The 13250-nt window shown below is 66.9% G+C and carries 11 protein-coding genes; 7 read left to right on the top strand and 4 right to left on the bottom strand.

Features of this window, described 5'->3' with window-relative positions:
* Nucleotides 1-257: 257 nt before the first annotated feature.
* From ACT4ML_RS02375 to ACT4ML_RS02390, 4 genes are all read right to left on the bottom strand, one after another.
* The gene (locus tag ACT4ML_RS02375) at nt 258-908 is read right to left on the bottom strand and encodes a hypothetical protein (RefSeq protein ID WP_444719420.1); all 651 of its coding nucleotides are present in this window, start codon (nt 906-908) and stop codon (nt 258-260) included.
* Between the two features lie 88 nt (nt 909-996).
* Nucleotides 997-2277: an amidohydrolase gene (locus tag ACT4ML_RS02380; protein ID WP_444719421.1), complete on the bottom strand. Its 1281-nt coding sequence runs from the start codon at nt 2275-2277 to the stop codon at nt 997-999.
* A gap of 160 nt (nt 2278-2437) precedes the next feature.
* Nucleotides 2438-2827 carry a Rid family detoxifying hydrolase gene (locus ACT4ML_RS02385; protein ID WP_444719422.1) on the bottom strand — a complete coding sequence of 130 codons (390 nt, stop codon included), beginning with the start codon at nt 2825-2827 and terminating at the stop codon, nt 2438-2440.
* Between the two features lie 18 nt (nt 2828-2845).
* Nucleotides 2846-4228 carry an aspartate aminotransferase family protein gene (locus tag ACT4ML_RS02390; protein WP_444719423.1) on the bottom strand — a complete coding sequence of 461 codons (1383 nt, stop codon included), beginning with the start codon at nt 4226-4228 and terminating at the stop codon, nt 2846-2848.
* Between the two features lie 389 nt (nt 4229-4617).
* Here ACT4ML_RS02390 and ACT4ML_RS02395 point away from each other — a divergent pair, with 389 nt between their 5' ends.
* From ACT4ML_RS02395 to argS, 7 genes are all read left to right on the top strand, one after another.
* Nucleotides 4618-6915, top strand: a complete 2298-nt coding sequence (locus ACT4ML_RS02395) for an amino acid permease (protein ID WP_444719424.1) — start codon at nt 4618-4620, stop codon at nt 6913-6915.
* An 83-nt stretch (nt 6916-6998) separates the two neighbouring features.
* Complete coding sequence (locus ACT4ML_RS02400) at nt 6999-7835, top strand: proline dehydrogenase family protein (RefSeq protein ID WP_444719425.1); 837 nt, start codon at nt 6999-7001, stop codon at nt 7833-7835.
* A gap of 145 nt (nt 7836-7980) precedes the next feature.
* Nucleotides 7981-8940 carry a succinylglutamate desuccinylase/aspartoacylase family protein gene (locus ACT4ML_RS02405; protein WP_444719426.1) on the top strand — a complete coding sequence of 320 codons (960 nt, stop codon included), beginning with the start codon at nt 7981-7983 and terminating at the stop codon, nt 8938-8940.
* Between the two features lies 1 nt (nt 8941).
* Complete coding sequence (locus ACT4ML_RS02410; protein ID WP_444719878.1) at nt 8942-10096, top strand: threonine synthase; 1155 nt, start codon at nt 8942-8944, stop codon at nt 10094-10096.
* A gap of 2 nt (nt 10097-10098) precedes the next feature.
* Nucleotides 10099-10635 carry an NUDIX domain-containing protein gene (locus ACT4ML_RS02415; RefSeq protein WP_444719427.1) on the top strand — a complete coding sequence of 179 codons (537 nt, stop codon included), beginning with the start codon at nt 10099-10101 and terminating at the stop codon, nt 10633-10635.
* Nucleotides 10636-10716: 81 nt separating this feature from the next.
* A complete protein-coding gene (gene udk / locus ACT4ML_RS02420; RefSeq protein WP_444719428.1) occupies nt 10717-11394 on the top strand; it encodes a uridine kinase in 678 nt (225 codons plus the stop codon).
* 54 nt (nt 11395-11448) lie between these two features.
* Nucleotides 11449-13227 carry an arginine--tRNA ligase gene (gene argS, locus ACT4ML_RS02425; RefSeq protein ID WP_444719429.1) on the top strand — a complete coding sequence of 593 codons (1779 nt, stop codon included), beginning with the start codon at nt 11449-11451 and terminating at the stop codon, nt 13225-13227.
* Nucleotides 13228-13250 lie beyond the last annotated feature (23 nt).

A 13250-nucleotide genomic window follows, 5' to 3' on the forward strand; every position in this document is an offset into this window, starting at 1 on the left:
TTCTGCCCATACGGCCCCCGAAACAGATTTTTAAAATACAAGATGGCAATAATGGCCTGCAAACACCGTTTTCAACAATTATTAGAACGAACAGTAACTGAGTGGAAGCTGCCGGAGCGACGCGGACGACGGGCGACGAGAGCCCTCCTCGTTATCGGACGCGAACGGCCGAAAACGGAATTCGATAGCCGGGCGGTCCCGCGTCGGGTTATGGAAGTTATAAGGCTAAAACCCTGCCCTTCAGGGCGGGGAGGATGTCAACGGTTCGTCAGTTCTTCGAACGTCGCCTCGCGGGCCTCGGCGCTCTCGGTCACCCGCTCGGCGAACTCGTCGACGCGGTCCTTGATCTCCTCGCCGGTGTCTTCCGGCGAGAAGTCGTCGGACATCGTCAGCAATCGGACGAACGCGCGGAGTTCCTCGTCGGTGAGCTTGGCGAACTCCTCGTTCTCGAGTTTTTCGACGACCTCGTCGACGTCGATCTGACCGACCGGATCGACGTTGAACTCGACGTTGACCATGCGGTAGTTCGAGCCGGCGAGTCGCTGTTCGGCCTTGCCGACGCCCTCCGAGAGCATGTCCTTGAACGGGGTGTGATACCCCATCGTCCCGAGGTGGAGGAAGGCGAGCATGTCGGTGATCCCCTGCGTATAGGCGTCGCGGTCCTCGTCATCGGGATCGAAGACCGTCTCCCGGTCGCGTTCTTCCATGTACTCGAAGAGGATGCTGAAATCGAGAATCGCGTTCCGAACCCGCCGCCGAATGCGGTTTCGCTTCTGTTTCTTCGAGTGGTCGGTGTAGTCCGTCTTCCGGCCGAGCAGGAAGTCACGGTCGGAGGGCGTAAGAATTCCGCGCGGGCGATCCGAGTCCGCCGCCGGTCGCAGTGACTCCGGCACGTCGTCCTGACTCATACAGGAAACACGGACAGCGCGCGAATTAACGTTTCCCATCCGTCGAACGTGATCGCAGACGAACAGTTCGACGAACCGGACCGTTCCGCTACGGTCGACGGCGGGAGAGTTCGACGGCTGTCTCGGTCAGCAGCCCCACGCCGACCTCGAGGCTGTCCTCGTCGATATCGAACGTCGGCGTGTGATGGCTGGTCGGGTGGTCGGTGCCGACGAGGACGTACGAGGCGAGGCCGCCGTCCGCTTGGACCCGTTCCATCAGATAGGTCACGTCCTCGCTCACGCCGAACTCCTCGCTCGGAACGACGCGATCGACGCCGTCGACCTCCCACGCGACGTTCCCCACGAGGTCCCGCAGGGCGGGATGGCTGTCGACGCGGGGCGACTCGCTGATCACCCGCGGGGTCACGTCGCAGTCGTGCATCTCGGCGGCAGCGTAGAGTACGCGCTCGAGTTCCGTGCGCGTGTACTCCATCAGCGAGGTGGTCTCGCCGCGGACTTCGGCCTCGATGGTGACCTCCTCGGCGATGACGTTGCTCGCGGTGCCGCCCTCGATGCAGCCGACGTTGACGCGAGTCATCCCCTCGCTGTGCCGGGGGATGCCGTAGGCGTTCTGGATCGCGGTCGCCGCCGCCTGCATGGCGTTCGCCCCCTCGTTCGGGGCCTTGCCTGCGTGGGCGCTCGCGCCCTCGAACGTCGCGGTCAGGTGGGCCATCGCCAGCGGTTTCTCGATGCCGGCGACGATCTCGCCGGTGGGGTGGTCCAGCCCGATGTGGAGCGCGAGCAGGTAATCGACATCGTCGAGGTAGCCGCTCTCGGCCATCGCCTTCCCGCCGCCGGAGATTTCCTCGGCGGGCTGGAAGAAGACCTTCACTGTCCCTTCGAAGTCGCTCTCCTTTATCGTCTCGAGCGCGCCGAGCGCCATCGCGACGTGGGCGTCGTGGCCGCAGGCGTGCATGTAGCCGTCGTGTTCGGAGCGAAAGCCCTCCGCGGCCGGTCGGTGGTCGCGCTCGTCCGACTCGCGCATCGAAATCGCGTCGAGGTCGACGCGCAGTCCGATGCAGGGCCCCTCGCCCTGCTCGAGCACCGCGATAACGCCCGTGTGGCCGTCGGCGGTGCGCTCGAGGATGTCCGATCGAACCCCCGCCTCGCGAGCGCGCTCGAGCCACGGCTCGAGTTCCGACTCGGGCGGAACGGCCATGCGCTCGTCGGTCGCCAACGCCTCGCGGCCGACGGCGATCTCGTCGACGCCGATCCGCTCGAGTTCCTCGACCACCCGGGCCGTCGTCCGGAACTCGCGCCAGCCGGGTTCGGGGTGGCGATGGAACGCGCGCCGGAGATCGCTCAGTCTGTTTCGCACGTCAGAGGACATTCTTGCCGCTTCTACGCGCGGGAGCTACTTAATCGTAGTCAATAATCGTACACCGATTACGCAGTATCGATGGAGATCGTCACGGATCGAGTCGGATTGGTCACGGTTTCCGCGCCCCAGACCGCAATCGTTGGACTCGCTGCGGCCGGCGTTGGTTCGGTTAACCCAGAGACGCCGTCGCGTCGAGTTCCACGCGGACGTCTTCGGGGAGCCGCGCGACCTCCACGCAGACTCGAGCCGGCGGGTCCGCGCCGAACCGCGCGCCGTAGGCCTCGTTGACCCGCTCGTAGTCCTCGAGATCGGTCAGATAGACGGTGACTTTGACCACGTCGGCGAGGCCGTCGCCGCCGGCTTCGTCGACGACGGCGGCGATGTTGTCGAGCACCCGGTCGGTCTGGGCTTCGATGTCGCCGTCGACGACCGCGCCCGTGTCGGGATCGATGGGGCCGTAGCCGGAGACGTACAGCGTGTCGCCGGCGCGGACGCCCTGCGAGTAGGGGTTGTCGGTGCTCGGTGCGTCGTCGGTTTCGATGGAGTGGATATCGGACATGGACTCTCGGCTCGAGGCTCAGGCGGCCCGTTTCGCTTCGGCGGTCACCTCGTCGATCGCGTCGACGACCACGTCGAGTGCCGTCTCGGCCAGATCGTGGGTGAGCACCAGCGGCGGCAGGAACCGGAGCACGTTGCCGTGTCGACCGGCCGTCCAGACGAGGACGCCGCGCTCGAAGCAGTACTGCTGGATGGCGTCGACGAGGTCGCCGTCCGGCTGGCCGTCCGCGTCGACGAACTCCGCGCCGATGAACAGGCCCTTGCCGCGGATATCAGCGAGTCGGTCGTTGCCCTCGCCGGCCTCGCGGAGCCGCCCCTGAATGTACTCGCCGAGGTCGCGGGCGTGGGCGAGCAGGTCGTGATCCTGAATGTACTCGATGGCGCGGGTGCCGGCCCGCATGCCGACGACGTGGCCCCGGTAGGTGCCGGCGTGGTCGCCGGGCCCCCACGTATCCAGTTCCTCGTGGTACATCGTGGCCGACAGCGGGAAGCCGACGCCGCCGAGCGCCTTCGCGGAGGTCATCGCGTCTGGGGTGACCCCGTCCCAGTCGCTGGCCCACCACTGGCCGGTGCGGCCGAGGCCGCTCTGGATCTCGTCGAAGACGAGCGTGACATCGTTGTCGTCGGCGATGTCGCGCAGTCCCTGCAAGAACCCTTTCGGCGGCGTGACGATGCCGCCCTCGCCCTGAATCGGCTCGACGATGATCCCCGCGGGATTCGCGAGCCCGCCGTAGGGGTCCTCGACGATGGCTTGGACCTCCTCGAGCGCGTGATCGACCGCCGCCTCGGGGGTCTTGTCCTGTCGGAACGGGTGCGGATACGGCGCGTGGACGACATCGGAGAGCAGCGGCGTGTACTCTCCCTTGAATTTCTTGTTCGACGTGACGCTCATCGCGCCGGTCGTCGCGCCGTGGTAGGCGCCGCGGAAGGCGATCAGGCCGTCGCCGCCGGTGTTGTACTTCGAGAGTTTGATCGACGCCTCGATGGCGTCGCTGCCGGTGGGGCCGCCGAAGACGACCTTGTTCTGGCCCTGCAGGCCGTCGGGCGCGATCTCGTCGAGTTTCTCGATCAACTCGAGTCGCGCTTCGGTCGGGAAGTCGACCGTGTGAACGAACTTGTCGGCCTGTTCGTGGACCGCCTCGAGCACGTAGGGGTTCGAGTGACCGACGTTGAGCACGCCGATGCCCGCGAAGAGGTCGATGTAGGTGTTGCCGTCGGCGTCCCGGACCGTCGCGCCCTTGCCCTCATCGAAGGCGATCGGGATGTCGTCCGGGTAGGCGACCGCGCTGCTGTCGATCTCGCGCTGTTTCTCGAGCAGCGCCCGCGTGTTCGGCCCGGGCACGTCGTCGACGGTCGGTGCGTCCGCGAAGTGGAGTTCGTCTATCGGCGGTCCTGCCGTCATACGTATGGGCAGGTGAAACAATTATAAATAGCTTGTCCACAATATTCATGCAGTCTGTATACAGTTATTGACTACGCAGGTCGACTCGAACGACAGGCCGAACGACGAATCGCTCACGGAACCACGCCCGTTCTCGTCGTCCGGTTCCAATTTCGAATCCGAACGAGATGGGATCGTATTCTCAGTGATCGTCAATAGAGTGCCACGAGAATACGGATCCAGCAGTCCAATCAGGGAGTTTATCACCGGCACCTACACAAGTTCGGATCAATGAACGCCCGAAATCACGCGTGCGGTCCGCCGCGACAGTCGGTATCGAGCGCAAGGAGCCGACGGGAACCGGGAACGAGACGGCGCGACGCGGGCGGAGACGAGTGGGGTGGACCCACATGAGCGCCGACGAAGAACTCGCGAAGGACCTCGGACTGCTCTCGGCGATCGCGATCGGTATCGGGACGATGATCGGGGCCGGTATCTTCGTGCTGCCGGGAACCGCAGTCGCTCGAGCGGGGCCGCTCGCGGCGCTCACCTTCGTCATCGGTGGCGTCACCGCGCTGTTCACGGCGCTGTCGGCCTCCGAACTGGGGACGGCGATGCCGAAATCCGGCGGTGCCTACTTCTACATCAACCGCGCGCTCGGCCCGCTGTTCGGGTCGATCAGCGGCTGGGCGAACTGGCTGGGGCTGGCGTTTGCCTCCTCGTTCTACATGTACGGGTTCGGCGAGTACGTCAACCAGCTCGTGGGCGCACCGGCGCTCGGGCTCGGCCCGGTAACGGTCTCGGCGGCCCAGACGATCGGCCTCGTCGGCGCGGCGCTGTTTATCGCGATCAACTACATGGGTGCCAAGGAGACCGGCGGCCTCCAGATCGGGATCGTGCTCACGCTGCTCGCGATCCTCGGCGTGTTCACCATCGTCGGGCTCCTGAACGCCGACCTCGAGTCGCTGCGGCCGCTCGCGCCCGAGGGGACGACCGGCGAGGTGCTCCCGGTCACCGCCATCGTCTTCGTCTCCTACCTCGGCTTCGTCCAGATCACCTCCGTCGCCGAGGAGATCAAAGACCCCGGCCGGAACCTCCCGCTGGCGGTCATCGGCTCGGTCGTCATCGTCACGGTCGTCTACGCCCTGTTCCTCCTCGTCCTGCTGTCGGCGGTGCCCAACGAGCTCGTGGCGAACAACGACACGGCCGTCGTCGAGGCCGCCGAATTGCTGTTCGGCCAGTACAGCGTCTTCGGATTCGGTCTGGGGACGCTCGGCTGGGGGCTACTACTGCTCGGGGGTCTTCTGGCGACGGCCTCGAGCGCGAACGCGTCGATCCTCTCGTCGTCGCGGATCAACTTCGCGATGGGCCGGGAGAAGATCATTTCGCCGTCGGTCAACGAGATCCACCCCCGCTTCGGGACGCCGTACAAGTCGATCCTGATCACCGGGGGACTCATCATCGTCTTCCTCCTCTTTGGCAACCTCGAGATCCTCTCGACGGCCGGCTCGGTGTTGCACCTGATCGTCTACGGCCTGTTGAACATCGCGCTGATCGTCATGCGGGAGGCCGAACCCGCCGACTACGATCCCGACTTCGAGGTGCCGCTGTACCCGATCGTCCCGATCATCGGGACGATCTCGTCGTTCGCGCTGATCGCGTACATCGAACCGCTCGTCATCGCGCTCTCGGCGGGGCTCGTCGTCTTCGCGGCGGTGTGGTACCTGCTGTACGCCCGCCAGCACGTCGAGAGCGCCGGGGTCTTCGCCGGCTGGATCCTCGACCGGTCCGAGGAGATGCCCGACGCTGCGGTGGCCGCGGCCGACACGGTCCGTCCCGACGCCGCCAAGGCGGCCGACGCGGGCGCGACCGGTGAGGACTTCCGCGTGATGGTCCCCCTCTCGAACCCGCGGACTGAGAAGGACCTCATCACGCTCGCCGGCGCCGTCGCGAAGCAACGTGGCGGCACGGTCCACGCGGTCCACATCGTGCAAGTGCCCGACCAGACGCCGCTCGAGCGGGCCGAGGAGAACGACCGCCTCGACGCCGAGTCCCAGAAGTTGCTCGAGCAGGCCCGGACCGACGCCGAGACGTTCGGCGCGCCGGTCGAGACCCACACCGTCCTCTCGCATCGCTCGTTCGAGGAGGTCTTCGACGCCGCCCGCGCCTTCGAGGCCGATCAGGTCGTCATGGGCTGGGGACCGACCGCACACGGCCGCGCCGAGTCCCGCATCGACGAACTGACCCACGACCTCCCCTGTGATTTCCTCGTGTTGAAAGAGCGGGGCTTCGACCCCGACCGCATCCTCGTCCCGACCGCGGGCGGCCCCGACTCGGAGCTCAGCGCCGAGGTCGCCGGGTTGCTCCGCGAGGAGTTCGATTCGCAGGTGACGCTATTGCACGTCCTCACCGACGGCGAGTCCCCCGAGGAGGGCGAGCAGTTCCTCGAGGAGTGGGCCGCCGAGAACGGCCTCGCCGACGCCAAACTCCGGCTCGAGGACGGCGATGTCGAGACGGCCATCGCCGAGGCCGCCACGGAGTCGACGCTGGTCGTCATCGGGGCGACCGGCGAGGGGCTGCTCTCCCGGATCGTCCGCGGCTCGCTGATCTTAGACGTGCTCGAGGACATCGAGTGTTCGGTGCTGCTGGCCGAACGGGCCCGGGAACGGACCATGCGCGAACGGCTGCTGGGAGTCGAAGAAGAGTAGTCGTCCCCTTCTTTTCGGGCCCGTAATCGGAGCGCTCGAGAAACGGAGGAACAGCCTTACGCGTGGCGGTCTTTCGTTCTGATATGATCCCGCCCATCGCGAACCGGTTCGTCGCGGGGGAATCTCCTGCCGAAGCGCTCGAGCACGTCCGCGGGGTGAACGTCCGCGACGTGAAGGCCATCGTCAACCTCCTCGGCGAGCACTACGACGACCGCGAGCCCGTCGAAGCCGACGCCGCTGAATACCGCCGCCTCGTCGCCGATATCACGGGTTCGGGGCTCGAGGCCTGCATTTCGGTCAAACCCTCGCAACTGGGACTCGACATCGGCGAGGACGTGTTTCGGAGCGAACTGGCCGACATCGTCGACGCCGCGGCCGACCACGGCGTCTTCGTCTGGATCGATATGGAAGATCACACGACGACCGACGCGACCCTCGACGCGTTCGAGGCGCTCGCCCGCGAACACGGAGGCGGCGTCGGCATCTGCCTGCAGGCCAACCTCAGACGGACTCGAGCGGACGCGAAACGGCTCGCCGACGTTCCCGGCAAGGTCCGCTTCGTCAAGGGGGCGTACGATCCGCCGGCCGACGTGGCCTACACGGACGGAGCGCGGATCGATCGGGAGTATCGGGATCTGCTCGAGTACGCGTTCGAACACTACGACGGCGGCATCGCGGTGGGGAGCCACGATCCGGCGATGATCGAGCACGCGACGGCACTCCACGAGCGGTACGGCACCGACTTCGAGATCCAGATGCTCATGGGTGTACGCGAGGAGGCCCAGTACGAGTTGGCCGACGAATACGAGGTCTGGCAGTACGTCCCCTACGGCGACCGCTGGAAGTCCTACTTCTACCGGCGAGTCATGGAACGACGAGAGAACCTCCGGTTCGCGCTCCGGGCCGTGTTGAGCAGTTGAGAACGCGGCCTCGAGCGTGTCACAAGGCGGCCGACATCCGCGGCGACGGAAGCGGTTCGGATTGCCCCTTTGTCCCCGTCTCGAGTGCCCGCCGTGCGGGATCAAAGGATAGTATAAAGGCAGACGGTTCCATCGTGGTGGACATATGACGACGACGCTCGGAACGGCGAGCGCGTCTCCCGGCGAGATCGAGACGGGGCGTCTCGAGGTCGGCGAGACGCGGGATGGGAGCCCGTTCGGACTGCCAGTCGCCGTAGTGAACGGGGCAGATTCCGGAAAAACGCTCTATATGCAGGCGGCCAGTGACGGCGACGAACTCAACGGCGTCGGCGTGATCCAGCGGGTCGTGCCGCGGCTCGATCCCGCGGAGATTTCGGGGACGATCCTCATCGTGGGAATCGTCAATTACCACGCGTTTCAGGTCGCCGAACACCGCAATCCGATCGACGACACGAAGATGAACCGCGCCTACCCGGGCAACGAGGGCGGCACCTCGACGGAGCGGATCGCGGCCGCCACGTTCGACGCCGCGACCCGGGCGGACCTGATCCTCGACCTCCATCAGGGATCGACCAGCCGGATGCTCGACGAGGTGCGGGTCCGCTGTGGCAAACGCCACCGGCTCCACGACCAGTGTCTCGAGCTGGCGAAGGCCTTCGGCTGCGGCTACGTGCTCGACCAGAAGGGACCCGACGGTCAACTGGCCCGCGCGGCCCCCGACGACGGCATCCCGACCGTCGACCCCGAACTCGGCGGGGCCGTCGGCTGGGACGAGGAGAGCATCCGCAAGGGCGTCGAGGGCGTGTTCAACGTGCTCCGCTACTACAACTTCCTCGAGGGAGCCCAGCCGCTCGAGACCCAGACCCGGGCCAGAGGGTTCGAGCAGTACGGCGCTCCCGCCGGCGGGCTCGTGACGCTCCGGAAAGAACTCGGCGACCGCGTTCGGCCGGGCGAGACGCTGTTCGAGGTGACGACGCCCTTCGGCGAGCCGAAAGCCGAGGTGACGGCCGACAACGACGGCATCCTCTGGCGAGCGCGGCGGCTCCCGCAGGTCGCAACCGGCGAGTACGTCTGTTCGGTCGGGACCGACATCGGTGAGTACTGAGATGGCCGCCGACCTCACCTGTCCCGACTGCGGAGCCGTCTACGAGGCCGGCCCGGACGAACCGTGGCGCTGTGGCTGCGGTCACGCACTGGAGTTCACCGAACGGCCCCATCCGCAGGGCGATCCGCTCCCGCTGCACAGCCTCGACACCAGCGAGGGGCTCTGGACGTTCTTCGAGTTCCTCCCGATCGAACAGCACGTCACCTTCTACGAGGGCTTTACGCCGATGGTCGACGCCCCCGACTGGGACGCCGAGTTCAAACTCGAGTACGTCTTCCCGACGGGGTCGTTCAAGGACCGCGGCGCGACGACGACCCTCTCGCGGGCCGTCGAACTCGGCGTCGAGAAAGTCGTCGAGGACTCCTCGGGCAACGCCGGCGCGTCGATCGCGACCTACGCGGCTCGAGCGGGGCTGGACGCGGACATCTACGTCCCGGCGGACGTCAAGCAGTCGAAGCTGATGGCGATCCAGCGGGCCGACGCCCGGCCGGTCCGCGTCGAGGGGACGCGGGAGGACGTGACCGCGGCCTGTCTCGAGGCCGTCGAAGGCGACGCGAGCGGCGACGGGTCGGCGGCCGACGGCGACGCCCCGTATCAGACGGGCGAGGGCTGGTACGCCAGCCACGCGTGGAACCCCGCGTTCTACGCCGGGACGATGACGTTCGCGTTCGAAGTGGCCGCCCAGCAGGGGTGGACCGTACCCGACGCCGTCGTCCTCCCGGTCGGCCACGGAACGCTCTTCCTGGGCGCCTACCGCGGTTTCTCGCTGCTGAACGAGGCCGGTATCGTCGACGGAATGCCCCGCCTACTCGGCGCGCAGGCGGCCGGCTACGCCCCCATCGTCGCCGCGCTCGGCGGCGACACCACCGACGCGGAGGGGGAACGAACCGACATCGCCGACGGCATCCAGATCACCGAACCCGCCCGCGGCACCGAGATCCTCGAGGCGATCGAGGAGACCGACGGCGACGCGATCGCGCTCGGTTCGGACCCGATCGAGACCGCACTGGATCGGCTCCACCGCGGCGGGTTCTACGTCGAGCCCACCTGCGCGGTCGCGCCGGCGGCCCTCGAGCGGTACCGCGAGGACGGCGCCATCGCCGCCGACGACGATGTCGTCGTCCCGCTGACCGGCAGCGGACTGAAAACCCTCTAACCATGGTCAGCCGACCGCCGACGTTCTGTCCCGACTGCGGTACCCGCCTCGAGTCGACACCGATCGAGACCCGCGAGCGAATGCGCTGTCCGAACTGCGAGGCGATCGTCTGGCACAACCCGGTTCCCTGTGCCGGCGTCGCGGTGGTCGACGCCACCGGCCCCGAGCCCGCCGTACTCTGCGTCGAACGCGGCGTCCCGCCGGGCGTCGGCGAGTGGACGATCCCCGGCGGCCACATGGAGACCGGCGAGGAGCCGGCGACGGCGGCCGCCCGCGAACTCCGAGAGGAGACCGGGGTCGTCGTCGATCCCGCCGACCTCGAGATCCTGGGCGCGTCGGCGATGCCGCCTCGAGAGGGCAAACACGTCGTGACGGTCCACTACGTGGCCGACCGCGCCGATGCCGAGGGCGAACCGATCGCGGGGAGCGACGCGACGGACGCCCGCTTCTGGACGCCGGCCGAGTTCGACGCCTCCGAGGAAACCTTCCGTCCGGTTCACGAGGCGCGGTTCCGCGAGGCCGCCGCGCTGTTCGAGTAGATTTCATCGCCGACGTCTCCGGGACGAGCGGTACAGGGCTGGATCAAGGGATTCATTAGCGACCCGACCCAGGTCCGGACGATGAGTATACCGTCGTTCGCAATCGGGATCGCCGGCGGCACGGGTGCCGGGAAGACGACGGTCGCACGCACGGTCGCGGAAACCGTCGGCGAGGCCGTTACGCGGATCCCGCTCGACAACTACTACGAGGATCTCTCGCATCTGGCCTTCGAGGAACGCGAGCAGATCAACTACGACCACCCCGACGCGTTCGAGTGGGAACTGCTCCGGGAGCAACTCGACGCGCTGTTGACCGGCCAGTCGATCGAGATGCCCCAGTACGACTTCGAACTGCACAACCGCACCGACGAACGCGTCACCGTCGAGCCCTCGGACATCATCGTCCTCGAGGGAATCCTGTCGCTCTACGACGAGGAGATCCGCGAGATGCTCGACCTGCGGGTGTACGTGATGACCGACGCGGACGTCCGCATCCTGCGCCGGATCGAACGCGACGTCATCGAGCGCGGCCGCGACCTCGAGGGCGTCATCGACCAGTACCTCGGGACGGTCAAACCGATGCACGAGCAGTTCGTCGCCCCGACGAAGAAGCAGGCCGACGTGATCATTCCCGAGGGTGCGAATCGGATGGCGCTCGATCTCCTGATCGAGAAGGTACAGGCCGAACTGCCGAACGACTCGGAGCGATCCGACGGCTCGGACCGCGAACTGTCGTTCGACGGACAGACGATCAACTGACCGCCGCAACCGAAACCCGACATTCCTTTACTCGAGCCCTGAATACGGGCGGGTATGTTCCTCTCCCTGCGCGCGGAGGTCGAGGACGCCCTCGAGCGGGCGCTCTCGACACTGGACTTCCCGACGGACGACCTCGGAATCGAAGAACCCCCGGAGGACGTCGAGAGCGTCCTCGCCTCGAGCGTGGCGTTCCGACTCGCCGGCGAGGCCGGCGCGCCGCCGCCGCAAGTCGCCGGGCAGATCGCCGACGAGGTCGACGCCGACGAACTGACCTACGTGTCCGAGATTCAGACGCAGGGGCCGTATCTGAACTTCCTGCCGAGCGACGCGTACTTCGCCGAGACGCTGGGCGACGCGACCGACGAGGGCTACGGCCACCTGTCCGACCGCGACACCAGCGTCGTCGTCGAGCACACGAGCGCGAACCCGACGGGGCCGGTCCACGTCGGGCGCGCCCGAAACCCGATCATCGGCGACGCCGTCGCTAATCTGCTCGATTTCGCCGGCTACGACGTCGACCGCCACTACTACGTCAACGACGCCGGCCGACAGATGGCCGTCTTCACGTGGGCCTACGAGACCTTCGACGAGGACGACCTCGAGAGCGAACCCGAGCGCGACCGCATCGAGTACGACCTCGTGCGCTACTACCGCAAGGGCAACGCCTACCTCGAGAACGCGCCGGAAGCCGAGGTCGAGGAAGCCGAGGCCGAGATCGAGTCGATCATGCAGGGGCTCGAGGAAGGCGACGACGAGGCCTACGAGCGGGTCAGCGAGGTCGTCGATCAGGTGCTCGGCGGGATGACGGAGTGTCTCGAGCGCCTGCCCGCCGAGTTCGACGAGTTCGTCAAGGAGACGCGGTTCATGCGCAACGGCGACACCGACGACCTCGTCGACCGACTGCAGGACCTCGACGAATCGGTCTACGAGGAGGACGCGTGGCAGCTCGAACTCGAGGACCACGGGATCGACAAGAACCTCGTCTTCCTGCGATCGGACGGCACGTCCCTCTACGCCACCCGCGATCTGGCCCACCACGAGTGGAAGTTCGACAACTACGACCGCGCGGTGACGGTGCTCGGCGAGGACCACAAACTGCAAGCGAAGCAGGTCCGGACGACCCTGGAGTTGCTGGGCAACGACACCGACGGGCTCCGGCAGGTCCTCTACTCCTACGTCAACCTACCCGAGGGGAAGATGAGCACGCGCCGCGGGACCGGCGTGGATCTGGACGATCTGTTAGACGAGGCGATCGACCGCGCCCGCGACGAGGTCGAGGACCGGCTGGACGACCGCATCCGCGACGACGATCTGGACGAGGCAGACATCGAACGCATCGCCCATCAGGTCGGGATCGGCGCGGTCCGCTACGACATCGTCTCCAAGCAACCGACGAAGGCGATCACCTTCGAGTGGGACCGCGCGCTCGACTTCGAGGCCCAGTCCGCCCCCTACGTCCAGTACGTCCACGCGCGCTGCTGTGGCATCTTAGAGGAGGCGGGGATCGACCCCGAGACCGGGATGGACGACGTCGAGACCGCCGTCGACGCCGACCTCCTCGCAACCGAGGCCGAACGGGACCTCCTCGAGACGATCGCGCGGTTCCCGGCGGTCGTCGACGAGGCCGCGGACGACCTCGAGCCCCACCAGATCGCGACCTATACCCGCGAATTCGCCGACCGGTTCAACGGCTTCTACCGGGAGTGTCCGGTGCTGGCCGACGACGTCGACCCCGAGGTCCGCGAGGCGCGGCTGGCGCTGGTCGCGGCCTCGAAACACGCGGTCGCGAACGCCCTCTCGATCATGGGCGTGGCCGCGCCGCGGTCGATGTGAGCGGCCGCTGATCTTCTACCACT

Origin of the sequence: Natrinema sp. LN54, assembly GCF_052439245.1 — an archaeon.
Lineage (GTDB): Archaea > Halobacteriota > Halobacteria > Halobacteriales > Natrialbaceae > Natrinema > Natrinema versiforme_A.